This is a genomic window from Streptomyces beihaiensis, from assembly GCF_026274175.1.
GTDB lineage: Bacteria > Actinomycetota > Actinomycetes > Streptomycetales > Streptomycetaceae > Streptomyces > Streptomyces beihaiensis.
In genome coordinates, this window is sequence record NZ_JAPHNL010000049.1 from 1 (window position 1) to 16,475 (window position 16,475).

At 72.5% G+C, this 16,475-nt stretch carries 21 protein-coding genes and 1 pseudogene; 12 read left to right on the forward strand and 10 right to left on the reverse strand.

Annotated elements, in window-relative coordinates; all coding sequences use genetic code 11:
* The 3 genes and pseudogenes from OFY01_RS06545 to OFY01_RS06555 all read right to left on the reverse strand — a co-directional run.
* Window positions 1–639: pseudogene (locus OFY01_RS06545) on the reverse strand (transferase); the annotation flags it as partial.
* A gap of 41 nt (window positions 640–680) precedes the next feature.
* Window positions 681–1,832 carry a glycosyltransferase gene (locus tag OFY01_RS06550; RefSeq protein ID WP_407700288.1) on the reverse strand — a complete coding sequence of 384 codons (1,152 nt, stop codon included), beginning with the start codon at window positions 1,830–1,832 and terminating at the stop codon, window positions 681–683.
* A 42-nt stretch (window positions 1,833–1,874) separates the two neighbouring features.
* Entirely contained in the window at window positions 1,875–2,993 is a 1,119-nt protein-coding gene (locus OFY01_RS06555; RefSeq protein WP_407700289.1) for a DUF3344 domain-containing protein, read from the reverse strand.
* Between the two features lie 318 nt (window positions 2,994–3,311).
* Here OFY01_RS06555 and OFY01_RS06560 point away from each other — a divergent pair, with 318 nt between their 5' ends.
* The 4 genes from OFY01_RS06560 to OFY01_RS06575 all read left to right on the forward strand — a co-directional run bounded on the left by OFY01_RS06560 (window position 3,312) and on the right by OFY01_RS06575 (window position 5,726).
* Window positions 3,312–3,551, forward strand: coding sequence for a chaplin (locus tag OFY01_RS06560; protein WP_266597219.1), 240 nt, complete (start codon window positions 3,312–3,314; stop codon window positions 3,549–3,551).
* A 193-nt stretch (window positions 3,552–3,744) separates the two neighbouring features.
* Window positions 3,745–4,557, forward strand: a complete 813-nt coding sequence (locus OFY01_RS06565; protein WP_266597221.1) for a hypothetical protein — start codon at window positions 3,745–3,747, stop codon at window positions 4,555–4,557.
* A 173-nt stretch (window positions 4,558–4,730) separates the two neighbouring features.
* Window positions 4,731–5,012 carry a hypothetical protein gene (locus tag OFY01_RS06570; RefSeq protein ID WP_266597222.1) on the forward strand — a complete coding sequence of 94 codons (282 nt, stop codon included), beginning with the start codon at window positions 4,731–4,733 and terminating at the stop codon, window positions 5,010–5,012.
* A 204-nt stretch (window positions 5,013–5,216) separates the two neighbouring features.
* Window positions 5,217–5,726 carry a DUF5949 family protein gene (locus OFY01_RS06575; RefSeq protein ID WP_266597224.1) on the forward strand — a complete coding sequence of 170 codons (510 nt, stop codon included), beginning with the start codon at window positions 5,217–5,219 and terminating at the stop codon, window positions 5,724–5,726.
* A gap of 90 nt (window positions 5,727–5,816) precedes the next feature.
* Here OFY01_RS06575 and OFY01_RS06580 read toward each other — a convergent pair whose 3' ends face one another.
* The gene (locus OFY01_RS06580) at window positions 5,817–6,032 is read right to left on the reverse strand and encodes a hypothetical protein (protein ID WP_266597226.1); all 216 of its coding nucleotides are present in this window, start codon (window positions 6,030–6,032) and stop codon (window positions 5,817–5,819) included.
* A 197-nt stretch (window positions 6,033–6,229) separates the two neighbouring features.
* On the opposite strand from OFY01_RS06580, the gene OFY01_RS06585 reads away from it, so the two are divergent.
* From OFY01_RS06585 to OFY01_RS06600, 4 genes are all read left to right on the forward strand, one after another.
* Window positions 6,230–6,775 carry a vitamin K epoxide reductase family protein gene (locus OFY01_RS06585; RefSeq protein ID WP_266597257.1) on the forward strand — a complete coding sequence of 182 codons (546 nt, stop codon included), beginning with the start codon at window positions 6,230–6,232 and terminating at the stop codon, window positions 6,773–6,775.
* 100 nt (window positions 6,776–6,875) lie between these two features.
* Window positions 6,876–7,388 carry a hypothetical protein gene (locus OFY01_RS06590; protein WP_266597228.1) on the forward strand — a complete coding sequence of 171 codons (513 nt, stop codon included), beginning with the start codon at window positions 6,876–6,878 and terminating at the stop codon, window positions 7,386–7,388.
* An 85-nt stretch (window positions 7,389–7,473) separates the two neighbouring features.
* Complete coding sequence (locus OFY01_RS06595) at window positions 7,474–7,899, forward strand: tyrosinase family oxidase copper chaperone (RefSeq protein WP_266597230.1); 426 nt, start codon at window positions 7,474–7,476, stop codon at window positions 7,897–7,899.
* A gap of 10 nt (window positions 7,900–7,909) precedes the next feature.
* A complete protein-coding gene (locus OFY01_RS06600) occupies window positions 7,910–8,788 on the forward strand; it encodes a tyrosinase family protein (RefSeq protein ID WP_266597232.1) in 879 nt (292 codons plus the stop codon).
* A 43-nt stretch (window positions 8,789–8,831) separates the two neighbouring features.
* On the opposite strand, the gene OFY01_RS06605 is transcribed toward OFY01_RS06600, so the two are convergent.
* Window positions 8,832–9,113 carry a chaplin gene (locus OFY01_RS06605; protein ID WP_266597234.1) on the reverse strand — a complete coding sequence of 94 codons (282 nt, stop codon included), beginning with the start codon at window positions 9,111–9,113 and terminating at the stop codon, window positions 8,832–8,834.
* Between the two features lie 176 nt (window positions 9,114–9,289).
* Between OFY01_RS06605 and OFY01_RS06610 the strand changes: the two genes are divergently transcribed.
* Both OFY01_RS06610 and OFY01_RS06615 read left to right on the forward strand, forming a co-directional pair.
* Window positions 9,290–10,555 (forward strand): FAD-dependent monooxygenase, encoded by a 1,266-nt coding sequence (locus OFY01_RS06610; protein ID WP_266597236.1) that lies wholly within the window; start codon window positions 9,290–9,292, stop codon window positions 10,553–10,555.
* A gap of 352 nt (window positions 10,556–10,907) precedes the next feature.
* Window positions 10,908–11,162: a chaplin gene (locus OFY01_RS06615; protein ID WP_266597238.1), complete on the forward strand. Its 255-nt coding sequence runs from the start codon at window positions 10,908–10,910 to the stop codon at window positions 11,160–11,162.
* A 55-nt stretch (window positions 11,163–11,217) separates the two neighbouring features.
* Here the strand turns inward: OFY01_RS06615 and OFY01_RS06620 are convergent, their stop codons facing one another.
* The 5 genes from OFY01_RS06620 to OFY01_RS06640 form a co-directional block, all read right to left on the reverse strand.
* Window positions 11,218–12,222 carry a PDR/VanB family oxidoreductase gene (locus OFY01_RS06620; protein ID WP_266597240.1) on the reverse strand — a complete coding sequence of 335 codons (1,005 nt, stop codon included), beginning with the start codon at window positions 12,220–12,222 and terminating at the stop codon, window positions 11,218–11,220.
* Entirely contained in the window at window positions 12,219–12,410 is a 192-nt protein-coding gene (locus OFY01_RS06625; protein WP_266597242.1) for a hypothetical protein, read from the reverse strand. The genes OFY01_RS06620 and OFY01_RS06625 overlap by 4 nt, the downstream gene beginning before the upstream one ends.
* Window positions 12,410–13,423, reverse strand: coding sequence for an aromatic ring-hydroxylating dioxygenase subunit alpha (locus tag OFY01_RS06630; RefSeq protein ID WP_266597244.1), 1,014 nt, complete (start codon window positions 13,421–13,423; stop codon window positions 12,410–12,412). Before OFY01_RS06630 ends, OFY01_RS06625 begins: the two co-directional genes overlap by 1 nt.
* Window positions 13,424–13,544: 121 nt before the next feature.
* Complete coding sequence (locus OFY01_RS06635) at window positions 13,545–14,411, reverse strand: IclR family transcriptional regulator (RefSeq protein WP_266597246.1); 867 nt, start codon at window positions 14,409–14,411, stop codon at window positions 13,545–13,547.
* Window positions 14,412–14,484: 73 nt separating this feature from the next.
* A complete protein-coding gene (locus OFY01_RS06640) occupies window positions 14,485–14,928 on the reverse strand; it encodes an arsenate reductase ArsC (RefSeq protein ID WP_266597249.1) in 444 nt (147 codons plus the stop codon).
* Window positions 14,929–14,949: 21 nt separating this feature from the next.
* Here OFY01_RS06640 and OFY01_RS06645 point away from each other — a divergent pair, with 21 nt between their 5' ends.
* Window positions 14,950–15,261, forward strand: a complete 312-nt coding sequence (locus OFY01_RS06645; protein ID WP_266597251.1) for an ArsR/SmtB family transcription factor — start codon at window positions 14,950–14,952, stop codon at window positions 15,259–15,261.
* On the forward strand, window positions 15,261–16,403 hold the full coding sequence (arsB, locus tag OFY01_RS06650; protein WP_266597253.1) for an ACR3 family arsenite efflux transporter: 1,143 nt from the start codon (window positions 15,261–15,263) through the stop codon (window positions 16,401–16,403). The genes OFY01_RS06645 and arsB overlap by 1 nt, the downstream gene beginning before the upstream one ends.
* The last annotated feature ends 72 nt before the right edge of the window (window positions 16,404–16,475 follow it).

Sequence of the window (16,475 nt, forward strand, 5' to 3'; positions counted from 1 at the left end):
GGCGGGGCCGGTCGGCTCGGCGTCCCCGGACGGTTGGGGGTCGCCGACGATCCCGACCGGGCGGACGCCGCTGAGCGGGTGGCGTTGCAGCGCGGCGGCGACCGGTGCCGCCACGGACTCGGGGCCCACGAGCAGCGTCGGGCAGGGGTGGCGTACGAGCGCGCGTCTGCGGCGCCGGTAGACGAGCGCGCGCACCGCCACGGCGAGCACGACGTGCAGCGCACAGCCCCGCACCACCGATTCCGCGGTGGGCTCCGCCAGCACGGGCAGCGCGGCGCAGACGGCGGTCAGCGCGCACCAGGCGACGACGAGACGCCCGGCGACGGCGGGTGCCTCGTCGAGCACGTACCGCTCCCCGACCCGCCGGTAGAGCCCCGCGCCCCGCTGCAACGCGAGCACGAGCAGCACGAACGCGGCGACGAGCGCGGCGACGAGCGCGGGACGCGGCCCCGGGAGTCCGGCGACGGGCCCCGCGGCGGCGAGCGCGGTGCCCGCGTCCGCCGCGACCAGGACCGCGCGGTACGAGCGGTCGGGCCCGCCGGCGGCGCTGTGCGGCACCTTGGCGCGGGCCGCGGCCGTCCGCTGGGCGACGACCGTGCCGAGCGCGCCGGGTTCCGCCGCCGACGGCGGCCTGCCCACGGATGAACCGCTGGCCGATGAGGTGGCAGTGCGTTCCGGGGTCACGTGGTGATCGGCTCCCTGTGCGCGGTGGACTGCTGGCCCAGGACGTCGCCGTACACGTCCGCCATCGCGGCGACGGTGCGCCGCACGTCGTGGTGGGCGTGCGCGTGCTGGTGGGCTTCGAGGCCGAGAGCGGTCAGACGCTCGGGGGCGCGCAGTAGTGCGACAAGCGCGCGGGCCAGGGCGTGCGCGTCCTGCGGAGGCACCAGGCCCGCCTCCGCGAGCCCCGGCGGCAGGCTCTCGCGCGCCCCCGCCACGTCCGTGACCACGACCGGGCTGCCGCAGGCCATGGCCTCAAGAGGTGCCAGCGCCATGCCCTCCCAGCGGGACGGCAGGACGAGCAGGCGCGCGGCCCGGTACCAGGGCACCGGGTCGGCGACGGGTCCGGCGAACGAGACCGAGGCGGGCGCCGCCGCCCGCAGCCGTGCGCCGTCCGGGCCGTCCCCGACCAGGACGAGCCGGGCGTCCGGCACCTCACGCACCACCTCGCGCCACGCGTCCACCAGGACGTCCTGGCCCTTCTGGCGGCACAGGCGGCCGACGCAGACGACGAGCGGGCGGGTGGCGCTGGTGAGCGCGGCGGCGGTGCCCGCGGGCGGCCCCGGGCAAAAGCGGTGCAGGTCGACGCCGTTGGGCACGAGGGTCCAGGGCGGTTCGATGCCGTGGGCGGTGCCCGTGCGGTGTTCGGCGCGGCTGACGCAGACCAGGCGGCTCGTCCAGCGCGTGGCGAAGCGCTCCCATTTCAGGGCCGCCCGCGCCCCGGCGCCGGTGACGGCCTCGAACGACCAGGCGTGCGGCTGGAAGACGGTGGGCGTGCGGCCGCGGACGGCCAGGCGGGCGGCGAGGCCCGCCTTGGCGCTGTGGGCGTGCACGACGTCGGGCCGCACCCGGTCCACGATCGCGGCGAGGCGGTGTGTCTCGCGGGGCACGGTGGGGCCCGGGGAACGGGTCGCGTGCCAGGCGATGTGCTCGCACCCCGCCTCGCGTACGAGGCCGGGCAGCGCGCCGGAGGGCGGGCACGCCACGACGACCCGTATCCCGGCGGCCTGTTGACCGCGCGCGAGGTCGGCGACCACGCGTGCCACTCCCCCGTCGACGGGCTGCGTCACATGCAGGACGCTCGGTGTCCGGGTCCCGGACGTCACATGCATCGCCTCCTGTTCGCATTTCGCCGAAGCGGTTCGGGCTGTGGGCTAGGAACGGGCCTCGGCGGCGCCCTCGGCGTCGACCGCGCCGAACAGGACACCGGCCCAGGCCCGGTCACCGGCGGCGGCGAGCCTGAAGTCCAGGGCCCGGCCGCCGCGGGCGAGCGCCCGGTCGAGCGGGAACACGTCGGAGTCGTAGCCGAGCGTGTTCTCGTAGGCGGGCACGCGCGCGAACGGGCGCGAACCGGGCCCGCTGATCGTCGAGTTGAGGACGTCGTCGGCCGGGTCGGCCCCGTCCGACAGGGCGACGCGCGGCCCGCCCGTGCCGCGTACCGTCAGGGAGTCGCCGGTGGTGCCGCGGTCGCCGTTGTAGGCGACGAGCCCGGCGTAGCCGTGCGCCCCCTTCGGGTAGGGGGCCTTCACGTGGAACGCCTGGGCGTCCGCGCCCGCGCCGACCGCGTCGAACCCGTCCGTCAGGAACACGTGGCGCAGCGGCTCGGACGGCTTCTCGTAGGCGGCCACGAGCGTCCAGCCGCCCCAGGCCCCGGCGGCGCTGCGTCCCATCGCGACGTTGATCTGCGCCACCGTGTACGCGCCCGAGCCGCTGGCCCGTACGAGTCCGGTGACGTCCGCGGACGCCTGGTAGGCGTCGGCGCCGCGGGCGGTGCGGTGTCCGACCACGGTGTCGGCGAGGACCTGCTTGTAGGCGCCGCCCGGCTCGGCGATCAGCACGCGCCCGTCGTCGCGCGGCGGCTTCTGCTCGCCGACCCTGAGGTTTCCGCCCCAGTACAGGCGCGCGTACGTGACCCGCGCGCCCCGGGGGACGCGGAGCTCGGCGCTGCTGGAGTTGTACGTGTTCGGGTCGTGGTCGACGTCCGTGTAGAACATGTCGAAGTCGCCGTTGGCGGCCCGCGCGCCCGAACGCGCCGCCGAGCAGGGCACGTTCTTCACGGAGTCGGCGCCGCGGCAGGTGATGGCCGCGTTGGCCGCGCGGACGACTCCGCCGTGCAGCACGGCGTCGTAGCGGTCCGTGAAGGGGACCCGCTGCCGCTCCTTCGGCGGGGCGGGCGGGGCGTCGGTCGCCGTGGCCGGTGCCGTCGCCGTCGCCCGGCCCGGCACGGCGAACGCCGCCAGCGCCAGCAGCCCCGCCGTCAGACAGCTCTTGATTTTCAGCACGGCTCGCTTCCCTTCCAGAGGGAAATACTCAAGTAATACTTATTCGTCAGCCCCTCGTTCCGGTAATCGCCCGAACAGGGAGGGGCCAACAGTAGCGATCGGACCGTCTGTTTCACGCGACCCACCGTGTGTGTTGGAGTTGTGAAATTGACGTCCGGCTCGCGTGGAACTGCTGCGACGCACTTCAATGACCTAACGGATATTCACCCGTTCGGAGCCGAAACTGTTGGCAGGGTCTTCGCGTTGCATCCAGAGCCAGGCCAGGCAGCCGCCCTGGTCGACCAGAACGACCCCCAAGGAGCAACTTTCATGTCGCGTACCGCGAAGGCAGTCGTCTTCTCCGCTGTGGCCGCCGCCGCTGTCGCCGGCAGCGCCGGTATCGCCGCCGCCGACGCCGGCGCGCACGGCACCGCCGCCGGCTCCCCCGGCGTCGCCTCCGGCAACGAGCTGCAGGTCCCGATCCACGTGCCGGTCAACGTCTGCGGTAACACCGTCAACGTCATCGGCCTGCTGAACCCGGCGTTCGGCAACACCTGCACCAACGCCTGACGGGTACCCCCGGGCTCTTCCGCGGCCGCTCCTCCTGCGAGGGGCGGCCGCTCCCGTTTTTCCCCGCGCCCCTACCCCGCCGTCCCCCACATGGCGGTCGGCCGACACGGAGGGCGGCTGTTCGGTTGCAGGGCGTAGAGGGGCGTCCGACGGTGAGAACTCAAGCACCGACACACCCTTGAAAGGGAAAAACATGCCCGCATTGCCCGTACGGCGCCTCGCGACCTCCGCTCTCTGCGCGTCCGTCCTCATCGGCGTGGCATCTCCCGTGATCGCCGCGCACGCCGCCAGTGAGCACGTCGCCAGCCGCACGGAAGTGGCCTCCGACGCGCCCGTGCCGAACGCCGGCGCCCTGCTCTCGCAGGTGAAGGCGCTCGGCGACACCGGCGGCGTCCTCACCCCGGTGAGCGGTCTGCTCACCACGGTCCTCAAGGCGGACGGCGGAAAGCTCCCGGCCGCCGACGCGACGCGCCTGACCAACCAGATCGACGAAGCCATCAGCACGGCCAAATCCCAGGCCCACTCGCAGCCTCCCGCGGCCGACTCGACCTCTTCCGCACTGCCTTCGACGGCCCCCTCTGCCGCACCTCCGACGCCGCCCTCAAGCGTGTCCTCCCTGGCGCCGACCCCGGCCACCGACCTCGACGCCAAGGCTCCGCGCAGCACGAAGGCGCTCATGGACGTGAAGTCCGACGCCCTCACCGCACTCCAGTCCGCCGTCGACGCGCTCGTGAAGGCCGCGACGGCCGGTGACGCGACGGCCGTCGGCACGCAGGCGACCGCCGTGGTCACCGCGCTCGTCAACGTCGTCGCCGCCACGCTCCTCGGCAGCGGCCTGCCGGCCCCGAACCTGCCGGGCCTGCCCCCGCTCCCGTCGCTGCCGTCGACGCCCTCGCTGCCGTCGACGCCGTCGCTTCCCAGCTCGCCGACCTCGGCGCTGCCGTCGCTGCCGACCTCCGGCCTGCCGTCGGTACCCGCGGCGTCGGGTCTGCCCTCGCTGCCGTAGCGGCACCGCGACGACCGGTGGGCGGCCCGTGCCGGGCCGCCCACCGGTCATATTTAGGCGCCGCGGGGTTTCCGTACGCCCCACCGCTCGTTGAGTGGATCGAATGCCGCTCGCGGCGAATCCTCGACTGTTCCAGGCCGACGACAGAAGAGTCGTCGAAGAAGGGAAAAACAATGAAGGCTATGAAGGCCGCTGCCGTTGTCGCCGGTTCCATGGTGATCGCCGGTGCCGCCGCTCCCGCCTTTGCCTCCGACCTCACTCCGATGAGCCTCAACGGCGCCTTGGACACGATCACCAGCCAGTCGACGCTCGATGCCGCGCCGGTGGACAGCAACCTGCTCGACCCCAAGAACGACGGCGGTGTCGTCGGCACGGTCTCCAAGGCCGCGCACGGCGTGAACCCCGGTGGCGCGAACGCGGCGGGCAGCCTGCTCGGCGGCCTCCCGGTCGGCTGACCGTCCGTTCCCGGCGCCGCCGCCCACGCCTCCCACGCGGTCGGCGCCCGGCGTCTGACGCCCTTTGAGCCATGTATCGAAGACCGGTTCGGAACGTACGTTCATGAACCGGTCTTCGGCATGTCACGCTCCCGTGGGACCCGTTGAGCCAATGGGGTGACAGCACGTCAGGTCACGGGCTCTCCTCTGGCTAGTCTTCGGCGGGTGACTTCAACGTCGAGCACCGAGACCACACTCCACCCCGCGGACCTGGGCACCATGGCCGTCATCCCCTGGAGCGGGCAGCACGTCACCGAGGACGACGAAGGCGACATGCCTTACCTCCTCGCCTACTCCATGGGAGATTCCCCCGCGGGCCCCGAAGGCACCGAGAAAGCCGTACGCACCCTGCTGGTCAACAACGGCCTCACCGTGGGCGAGACCGTCCACAACGGGGCGGAACATCCGAGCTTCCCCGTCTCCCTGCTCGTCGAGGCCGGCCAGGCCGTCGTCTCGATGCCGCTGCTCAACGCCCAGTGCCCGGTGCCGCCCGAGTGGCTCGCCGCGGCCGAGGAGCGCGGGACGGCGTACTTCATGTTCACCACCCGGCCGTGGCCCGAGGCGACGCCGGGACAGCCCGTCAGCGACGAGCAGCTGCGGGCGTTCGCGGGCGACGAGGCGACCCTGACCAACGCCGCGCACTGCCTGCTGCCCATCCGGCGCATCCGCGCCTGACGCCCCTCCCACGCCGGTCACGCGCACGCCCCGTCACACGCACGGCGACGTGCCCGCCGCCGAGGCGGTGGACACGTCGCCACGAACCGCTCAGAGCAGGTCGAGATCCAAGCCGAGCAGGTTGTGGTCGTGGTCGTGGAACCAGCCACCGTGACACGGCCAGTCGTACCCGCAGGGATGGGCGGACGACACGGCCGCCGCGGCCGGTGCGTGAGCCGGAGCGGCCTGCGCCGCACCGGCGAGCGGAAGGGCGGCTGCGACAGCGATCAGGGCGGCCACCGAGGCCCGCCGAACAGTCTTCTTCACAGGAGAAATCCTCTCCGTCTTGCGTGTGGGGACGTGATCGACGCTAAGCGCGCCGTACGCGCCTGTCGCGCCGAGTTCCACCAGGAGGTTCAGTGAGTACCGACCACCGAGAAGCAACAGCCGCCGTTCCGCGCCAGGCGGGACCGGGCGCCGGGCAGGCGCCGGCCCGCGTCGGCGCGGGCCCGGCCCTCGCGGTCCTGCTCGTCCTGACCGGGGCCGCCGGGGTGCTCGCCTCCTGGGTCATCACCCTCGACAAGTTCAAGCTGATGCAGGACCCGAACTTCACGCCCGGTTGCAGCCTCAACCCCGTGATCTCCTGCGGGAACATCATGAAGAGCGCGCAGGCGTCGGTCTTCGGGTTCCCCAACCCGATGCTGGGGCTCGTCGCGTACGGCGTGGTGATCTGCGTGGGCGCGAGCCTGCTCACCGGGGCGCGCTTCCCCCGCTGGTACTGGCTGGTCTTCCAGGCGGGCAGCCTCTTCGGCGTCGGCTTCGTGAGCTGGCTGCAGTTCGAGTCGCTGTACCGGATCGGCGCCCTGTGCCTGTGGTGCTGCCTGGCCTGGGTCGCCACGATCGTGCTGTTCTGGCGCCTCGCCGCCTTCAACATCCGCAACGGATTTCTGCCGGCGCCGTCCTGGACGCGTACGTTCTTCACGGATTTCCCGTGGGTGCCGCCCGTACTGCACATCGCGGGAATCAGCCTGCTCATCCTCACTCGCTGGTGGGATTTCTGGACGAGCTGAACCCGGCGAATTGGTTCCGCCGGGGGAATTCCGCGCTGCCGCTGCCGGACGGTCGTTACCCAGATGTGCCACCATCCCGACTTGAAGGGGACCACCCGGAATGAGCATCAACGTAAGAGGAACTCTCGCCGTCCTGGCCGGCTGCGTCGCGGCGGCCGCCGGCGCCGCGGGTGCCTCCCCCGCCGTGGCGGCGGAACAGGTGCCCGTGACCGTGCCGCTCGGCGGGCTGGAGAGCGCGCTGCAGACGGACGTTCCCGACGTGAGCACCGCGGCTCCCCTGCTGACGCCCGGCACGCCCGAGGGGCCCCGGTTCGAGAAGAGCCACGTGCTGCCGCAGGGCCTCGTGCCGAAGCTGCCGCTGGGCACCGAACTGCCCGCCACCCACGCCGAGGTGCCGCTGCCGAGTCTCGTGGCCAGCCAGGACCTCGACCGGGTCGGCGTGAGCACCGAGGGCTCCGCCGTGCACACGGAGACCGCGGGCGCATCGGTCAACCCGCCGCTGACCGGCCCCCGCGCCGAACGCCTCGGCGTGCCGGACGTGTCGGCGCCGCAGCTCGCCCTCGGCGCCCCGGACGTGCAGGCCCGGCCGGGCGCGGACGTGGCGGTCCACTGACGCCGGGCCTGACCACCCCGGGTGGGGCCACCCGGCCCCACCTCTGCCTCTGCCCGTTGCCCGCCGTCCGCTGAAGGAGAAGGCCGTGAACCCGAACGCGTCCGTCACCGGCGCCGCCCCGGGCGGAGCACGCCCGCTCCTGACCCGCCGCACCCTGGCCCTGCTGCTGCTCGGCGGCGCCGCCGGCACCACCGCCACGTTCGCGCTGCGCACCGCGGTCACCGGCTCCGAGGGCCGCGCCCCCACGGCGGCCGGCGGCGCAGCGGCGGCGGCGTTCGACGAGACGTACCTGGGCCGCCGCATCGTGGGCGCGGCGGTGCCCGGTTCCGAGGTCGACGGAACGCCCGCGTGGCGGGTCACCGTGGACGGGCGCCGGCTGCACCTCATGCGCCGGGCCGACGGCACCTACATGAGCATGGTCGACCACTACGCCACCTATCCCACGGCGCTGGCGGCGACCCGGGCGGCGGTCGAGGAGATCGGCCACCAGGCTCTCCGCGCGAGGATCTGAGGGGAAGACCATGGCGGCGAAGACGGTCCGGCAGAACCAGCGCACGCTCACCAAGGCGCAGAAACGGCGCTTCGTGGACGCGGTGCTGACCCTCAAACGGCAGGGCAGGTACGACGAGTTCGTGCGCACGCACATCGAGTTCTACCTGGGTGACGGCGAGGGACGGACGCGCGTGGCGCACATGGCGCCGTCGTTCCTGCCCTGGCACCGCAAGTTCCTGCTGGAGTTCGAGCGGGCGCTGCAGAGGGTCGATCCGGGCGTCTCGGTCCCGTACTGGGACTGGACCGTGGACCGTACGCCCGCCGTGTCGCTGTGGGCCAACGACTTCCTGGGCGGCAACGGCCGCCGCTCCGACCACCAGGTGACCACGGGCCCGTTCGCCCGGCGGCACGGCCACTGGGACATCACGGAGTCCGTCACCGACGGCGACTTCCTGATGCGGGACTTCGGCCGTCCCGACCACGATCCGACCGGCCTTCCGAGCAAGGCGGAGCTGGCCGAGGCCATGCGGGAGACCGTCTACGACACGGACCCGTGGAACTCGCTCTCGCCGGGCGGCTTCCGCAACAAGCTGGAGGGATGGTCGGCCGAGCGCGGCGCGCGCGTCTGGTACAACCACAACCGGGTGCACCGGTGGGTGAGCGGTCACATGCTGGGAGCCGGTTCCGTCAACGACCCGGTCTTCTGGCTGCACCACGCCTTCGTGGACCTGTGCTGGTCGCGGTGGCGGGCCCACCACCCGAAGGCGGAACCGTATCTGCCGCTGCGCGAGCCGCCGATCGGTGATCCGCAGCACGACAAGGTCGTACCGGCGAACGACACGCTGCCGCCGTGGGACACCCCCGTGCACGACCTGCTCGACCACGGTGACCTGTACCGGTACGCGTGACGGCCCCCGGCGCCCTCGCGCCAGGGGCCGTCACGCAGGGGTGTCAGCCGCCGTAGCCGCCGGGGCCACCGGGCATGCCGCCCTCGTCGGTGTTGACGCACTGGTTGCCGAACGCCGGGTTCAGCAGGCCGATGACGTTCACGGTGTTACCGCAGACGTTGACCGGCACGTGGACGGGGACCTGGAGCAGGTTCCCCGACAGGACGCCCGGCGAACCCACGGCCGCGCCCTGGGCACCGGCGTCGGCCATCGCCAGACCGGCGCCGCTGAGCACCACGGCACCCGTGCCGAGCGCGACACCGGCTGCCTTCGCGATGCGAGACATCACGTTCTCCTTCTGCTTGGCAGATGCGGCCGCGTGGTCGCAGCCGTCGACCTGCTCAACGGTCGTGACACACACTCAGTAACGGGGCCAAACGTGGATACTTGGGATACTTCCCGACAAGGATAAGAATTCAGCTGATTCGTACGTTTTGGTCACAGTACGGGAGGTACGCGCGCGTGAAGGTGACCTGTGCCGGAGGCGGCCCCGCCGGTCTCTACCTGGCCATCCTGCTGAAGCTTCGGCAACCGGACCCGGACGCCATCGACGTCACCGTCCACGAGAAACACCCGGCGGGCTCGACCTACGGCTGGGGGGTCACCTACTGGCCCGACATGCTCGACACCCTCAGGGCGCACGACCTGCCCTCCGCCCGCGCCATCGAGGCGCGATCGGTGCGCTGGCGCGACGGCGTCGCCCACGTGGGCGACCGCACCACCGTGCACCACGGCGACGAGGGCTTCGCGATCGGCCGCCACAGCCTCCTGGCCGTCCTGGGCGAACGCGCGACGGAGCTCGGCGTACGGGTCACGTACGCAAGCGCCTACGGGCCCCCGCACGCAAGCACGCACGACCTCGCTGCCGATGCCGACCTGGTGGTGGCGGCCGACGGTGCCCACAGCACGCTGCGCGACCGGCACGCGGACCACTTCGGCACGCGTGTCACCGAGGGCCGCAACCGGTTCGTCTGGCTCGGCACGACCAAGGTGTTCCGCTCGTTCACCTTCGCGTTCGTCGAGACCGGGCACGGGTGGGTGTGGTGTTACGCATACGGGTTCGACGGCGAGCACAGCACCTTCATCGTCGAGTGCGCCCCGGCGACCTGGCGGGGCCTCGGTCTCGACACCATGCCGCGCACCGCCGCCCTCGGCCTGCTGACCCGCCTGTTCGCGGAGCCGCTCGACGGGCATCCGCTGCTCGGCCGCACCGACCTCGACGGGCCCGCGCAGTGGCGGACGTTCCCGACCGTGACCAACCGCGTGTGGTCGCACGGCAATCTGGTCCTGATGGGCGACGCCGCGCACACCACGCACTACTCGACCGGCGCGGGCACCACGGCGGCGCTGCGCGACGCCATGGCCCTGGCGGAGGCGTTGACGCGGACGTCGCCTCCGGGCGAGCGCTCCTCCAGCCGACCCTGGGACCTCAAGGCAGCCCTCGCCGACTACGAACGCACCCGTAAGCGGGAGTTGCTGCCGTTGCAGAGCGCCGCGCGGCACAGCGCCGCCTGGTACGAGAACGTCACCCGGTACATCGGCCTTGAGCCCGAGCGGATGTTCGCCCTGCTCGGCCAGCGCCACTCGCCGCTGCTGCCGTACGTGCCACCGCAGTTGTACTACCGGATCGACCGCGCGGTGGACCGTTCGCAGTCGCTGCGCGCCCTGAAGCGGCGCGTCGGCCCGCGACTGGCGCGGCTGCTGCAACGGAACATTGCGTCGGGATAACACGCGGTTTCCCCACGCCGCGCGATTCGTTGACCACGGTATGGAGATGAGGAACAGCGATCCGGCGGCGTATCCGGGCCGCATGAGCCGTTCGGAGCTGCCTTCGCCGTCGGACACCCCGATCTACGAGACGGTGCTCCGCCTCTGGACCTCGTACGGCCGGACGGTCCCGCGCCCGGCCCGGCCCACTCGGGCGGCGCGACCGGCGCGGGAGGCCGGGGGCTGGGTCCGGGTGGAGCCGTCGGGCACGCATCGGCGCTGACACGCCCTCCGACGGCCCAATTGGGGCGTCCGCGCCCTCTTTCGCAGTGTGATAGGTGTGTCATATTCCCTCACCTATACGGGAGAAACGATGCGTCTTCGCGCATTCGCGGCCGCCGCCGTGCTGGCCGGTACCTCCGTTCTGGGTTCAGCGGCCGTCGCCTCCGCACTGGACGGCCCCGGTGGCGGCGCCAGCGCCCAGGGTTTTGTCGCCGGCAGCCCCGGCGTGCTGTCCGGCAACCTTGTCCAGGTCCCCATTGACGTACCGATCAACGCGTGCGGCAACTCGCTCGACCTGATCGCGGCGCTCAACCCGGCTTTCGGCAACACCTGCGTCAACCGATAAGCACGCTGTGCGGCGGCGTCCGGGCCGGGCGGAGCCGGCCCGGACGCCGCCGTGTTCACAGGTCGAGAACGAGGCGGTGGCATGCCGCCGCCGCGCGGGAGACGCAGATCAGCATCGTGTCGTGCGCGGCCCGTTCGTCGGGCGTGAGCAGGGCGTCACGGTGGTCGACGGTGCCGTCGAGGACAGCCGTCTCGCAGGTGCCGCAGGTGCCCTCGCGGCATGAGAACAGGACGTCCACGCCCGCCTGTTCGACGGTTTCAAGGACCGAGGAGCCGGGCGGCACGGTGAGCGTGGTGCCGGTACGGGCGAGCTCGACCTCGAACGCGGCGTCCGCGAGGGGCGGGCCGGGGGCGGGTGGGGTGAAGCGTTCGGTGCGGAGCGTGCCCCTCGGCCAGGACGCGCACCGTCGCTCGGCGGCGCGCAGCAGGCCCTCGGGGCCGCAGCAGTAGACGAGGGTGTCGGGCCGTGGGGTGCCGAGCAGGGCGTCGAGGTCCGGCAGCCCTTGTGTGTCCTGCGGGACGAGGCGTACGCGGGCGTCGCCGTACACCGCGAGCAGCTCCGCCCGGAAGGCCATGGCGGCGAGGCTTCGGCCCCCGTACACCAACTGCCAGTCGGCGCCCGACCGTTCGGCCTCGGCGAGCATCGAAAGGAGCGGTGTGATGCCGATGCCGCCCGCGAGGAACAGGTAGCGGGGCGCGGGGTCGAGCGGGAAGTGGTTGCGCGGGCCGTGGACCGCGACCACGTCACCCGGTTCCAGCTCGTCGTGCACGTACGCCGATCCACCCCGGCCGCCGTCCGCCTCGCGCGCCACCGCGACCTGCCAACGCCTGCGGTCGGCCGGGTCGGAGCAGAGGGAGTAGGGGCGGATGAGGCCGTCCGCGAGGTGGAGGTCGACGTGGGCGCCGGGGCGCCAGTCGGGGAGGGGGGCGGGGTCGCCGTCGGGCCGGGTGAGGGTCAGGCGGACGATGTCGGGGGTGAGGGACTCCTTGGAACGAAGGACCAAGGAGCTCGGCGCGGCCGCCGCGGTCGGCGAGGTCGGCAGGGCGGGGGTGCTGGTCATGGGGATTCGTTCGTCCGTGTCCGGTGTCCGTCGGGGTGGGCGAGCAGCCACTCCCAGAGCGCGACCGGGTCGTCGAACTCGGCCTCGGCGCCGCAGTGGCAGACGGCGAGCAGGTGGTCGGTGCCGGGGAGCCAGTGGATGCGGTGGACCTCGCTGGCAGAGGGCGTGGCGGGGGGCGGCGCGTCCATCAGGCCGGTTCCGCTGCCATGCGGGCCAGGATGCGGCGGGCGGCGAGGCCGCCGGTGTCGATGTTGATGGAGAGTTCCTGGTAGCCGGGGGGCTCGGTGTCGAGGGCCTTCTGAAGGGCGTTGAGGGCGACGACGTCCTGCATGACGACGGTGTGGTTGCTCTCGCGCAGGAAGTCGGTGACCTTCTGGTCGTCCAGGGCGAAGTCCCTGGCCACGGCCCAGAAGTCGTACGTGGTGTGTTCCGTGGACGGGGTGATGCCGTAGACGACTTCCACGTGGAACGCCCGCTCGTCGGTGCCGACCGGGGCGACGCGCGAGTGCAGCAGGTACAGGCACGGGGCGTGGTACTCGATGTCCTGGTGGCGGGTGATGCGTCCGGTGATGCCGGTGGACTCGGCGTAGAAGGGCGGGCAGGCGGCGTCGTCCATGTGGCGGCTGACGCGGACGACGCGGCTCTTCTCGTCGACCTCGGTGGTGATGGGCGTCTCGGCGACCTCGGGGGTGCCGATGTAGCCGCCGTGGAGGTACGTCTCGTGGGAGAGGTCGAGGAGGTTGTCGACCAAGAGGCCGTAGTCGGCGTCGAGGGGTTCCATGCCGCTCACGACGGTGTGGTCGGGTGAGTCGAGCCAGGGGGCGCGCGGGGGCAGCGTGTCACCGGGGTCGCGGTCGCCGATCCACACCCATACGAACGCGTCCTGCTCGACGACCGGGTAGCCGGTGAGCCGGGCGGTGCGCGGGATGCGTCGCTGGCCGGGCACGGACACGCAGCGGCCGTCGGGGCCGTAGGTGAAGCCGTGGTAGCCGCAGACGACGCGGTCGCCGTCGAGCCGGCTCGGCTTCTCGGAGAGCGGGAACCGACGGTGCACGCACCGGTCGGCGAGGGCGACGGGGCGGCCGTCCTCGGTGCGGTAGAGGAGGACGGGCTCGCCGAGGAGGGTGCGGCCGAGCGGGGTGCGGCCGACCTCGTGGGCATAGGCGGCCACGTACCACTGGTCGCGGATGAAGGCGGTCATGATGCGGCTCCGGTTCCGGCCCGAAACGGGCCTGCGGGAACGGGTGTCGCCTCATCGTCCGGACGGGCCCGCCGGGCGGACAGGCGGTTTCCCGCATGCCGGGAAGGAATCGGGCGCGGAGTCAGCGGGCCGGGCCGGCGAGGGCACGGCTGATGGCGCGGGCGCTGGTGCACACGAGGGGCGCGAGGGAGTGCGGGGGCCGGGTGCCGCGCCGCACGACGAGCGAGACGGCGGCGATCACGGGACCGTCGGGGCCGGGGCCGGTGACGTGGCCGGTACCGGTGACGGAACCAGAGCCGGGTCCATGCACCGGGGCGGCGACGGAGACCGCGTCCATCGTGACCTGACGGTCGCTGACGGCGTAGCCGTCGTGGCGTACGTCGCCGAGCATGCGGCTGAGGGTGAGCGGGTCGGTGACCGTGCGTTCGGTGAAGCGCGGCAGTGGCCCGGCGAGCACCTGTTCCTGTATGTGGGCCGGGGCGTGGGCGAGCAGGACGAGCCCCACGCCCGTGGCGGTCAGGGCGAACCGCCCGCCGACGCGGGTGAGCACGGGCACGGCGCCCGTACCGGCGATCCGCTCGACGAAGACCAGCTCGCACCCTTCACGGACCGCCAACTGGACGTTCTCGCCGGTCACTTGGAAGAGGTCTTCCAGATACGGCAGCGCGCGCTCGCGCAGGCCCTGCCCGCGCGGTGCGAGCGCGCCGACCTCCCACAACCGCAGCCCGACCCGGTAGCGCCCGTCGTCACCACGCTCAAGCGCGCCCCACGCGGTGAGTTCGCCGAGCATGCGGTGCACGGTGGACGTCGGCAGCCCGGCCCGGCGCGACAGCTCACTCAACGTCATGGCCCGGTGCTCGGCCGAGAACGCACCGAGAACCCGCAGGGCCCGTCCCAGGACCGGCCCTGAGCCCGCGCCCGAGTTCGCCCCGGAGTCCGTTGCCGAGCCCGTTCCCGCGCGCGGCCTCTCGGCTCCTCTTCGCGTCATGGCGCGCCCCTTCCGCTGCCCCGGGGGTGACCGTAGCGCGCCCTTGGCGTGGCCCTCGCCGTGCGGCGCCGGGCTACGCCGCGTCGATCTCGGCGATCAGCGACTCGACGCGGGACCTGATCGCGTCGCGGATCGGGCGGACCGCCTCGACGCCCTTTCCGGCGGGGTCCGCCAGGGACCAGTCCAGGTACTTCTTGCCGGGGAAGACCGGGCAGGCGTCGCCGCAGCCCATCGTGATGACGTAGTCGGACGCCTGGACGGCCTCGGTGGTGAGCGCCTTCGGGGTGGCGGCGGAGATGTCCACGCCGATCTCCCTCATCGCCGCCACGGCGGCCGGGTTGACCTGGTCGCCGGGGAGCGATCCCGCCGAGCGGACCTCGACGCGGTCGCCCGCGAGGTGGGTGAGGAACCCGGCGGCCATCTGCGAGCGGCCCGCGTTGTGGACGCAGACGAACAGGACCGACGCCAGCGGGGCCGGTGCGGCGGACGAGGACGATGCGGGGTTGGAAGCGGTCATGGGACGTGAAAGTATCAGCCCATGATGACGTCAGTCGACACTGACCTGATCCGTGTCCTCGCCGACCCGCTCAGGCTCGAGATCGTGCACCTGCTCGCCCACGAGACCCTGTGCACCACGCACCTGGTCGAGGAGACCGGGGCCCGGCAGACCAACCTCTCCAACCACCTCAAGGTGCTGCGGGAGGCCGGGGTCGTGGAGACCGAGCCGTGCGGGCGGTTCACGTACTACCGGCTCAGGCCCGACGTCGTCGCCGCCCTGGCGGGCCAGTTCGCCGAACTCGCGCAGACCGCTCGTACGACCGTCGAGACCGGCCGGAAGCGGGCCTGCTGATGACCTCCCCCACCGGCCCCGGCACGACGACCGAACCCGGCACCACGGCGGCTCCCCCGGCGACGACCCCGACGGCTCCCGCGGCGCCCGGCACCCGTGACGCCTCGATCGTCGGCAAGCTGTCCACCCTCGACCGCTACCTCGCCGTGTGGATCCTCGCCGCCATGGCCGTCGGCCTCGGCCTGGGCCGCCTGGTGCCCGGCCTGGACGGCGCGCTCGCCAAGGTCGAGATCGGAGGCGTCTCGCTGCCCATCGCCGTCGGGCTGCTCGTGATGATGTACCCGGTCCTCGCCAAGGTCCGCTACGACCGGCTCGACACGGTCACCGGCGACAAGCGGCTCATGGTGTCGTCGCTCGTCGTCAACTGGGCCGTCGGCCCGGCCGTGATGTTCGCGCTCGCCTGGATCTTCCTGCCTGACCTGCCCGAGTACCGCACCGGCCTGATCGTCGTCGGACTGGCCCGCTGCATCGCCATGGTCATCATCTGGAACGACCTCGCCTGCGGCGACCGCGAGGCCGCCGCCGTCCTGGTCGCCCTCAACTCCGTCTTCCAGGTCGTCGCGTTCAGCCTGCTCGGCTGGTTCTACCTCGACCTGCTGCCGCGCCTGCTCGGCCTCGGCGACGGCCAGGGCCTGGACGTGTCGGTGTGGCACATCGCCCTCAACGTCGTCGTCTTCCTCGGCGTCCCGCTCGTCGCCGGGTTCCTCACCCGCCGCGTCGGCGAGAGACGGATGGGCAGGGACTCGTACGAGGCGAAGCTCCTGCCGCGGGTCGGGCCGTGGGCGCTGTACGGGCTGCTGTTCACCATCGTCGTCCTCTTCGCCCTCCAGGGGCACGCCATCACCTCGCGGCCGCTCGACGTCGTCCGGATCGCGCTGCCGCTGCTCGCCTACTTCGCCGTGATGTTCTTCGGCAGCTTCGCGCTCGGCAAGACGCTCGGGATGGCGTACGAGCGGACGGCGACGCTCGCCTTCACCGCCGCCGGGAACAACTTCGAGCTGGCCATCGCGGTCGCCATCGCCACGTTCGGCGTCACCAGCGGGCAGGCCCTCGCGGGCGTCGTCGGACCACTGATCGAGGTACCCGTCCTGATCGGGCTCGTGTACGTCGCCCTGGCGTGGCGGCGGAGGTTCGCCGCCTAGTAGTGCTTGGTCAGGTCGTCTGTGGGAGAGCGTGTCTTTGAGGTTGGGTGGGCGTTGAAGATGGCGTGACTC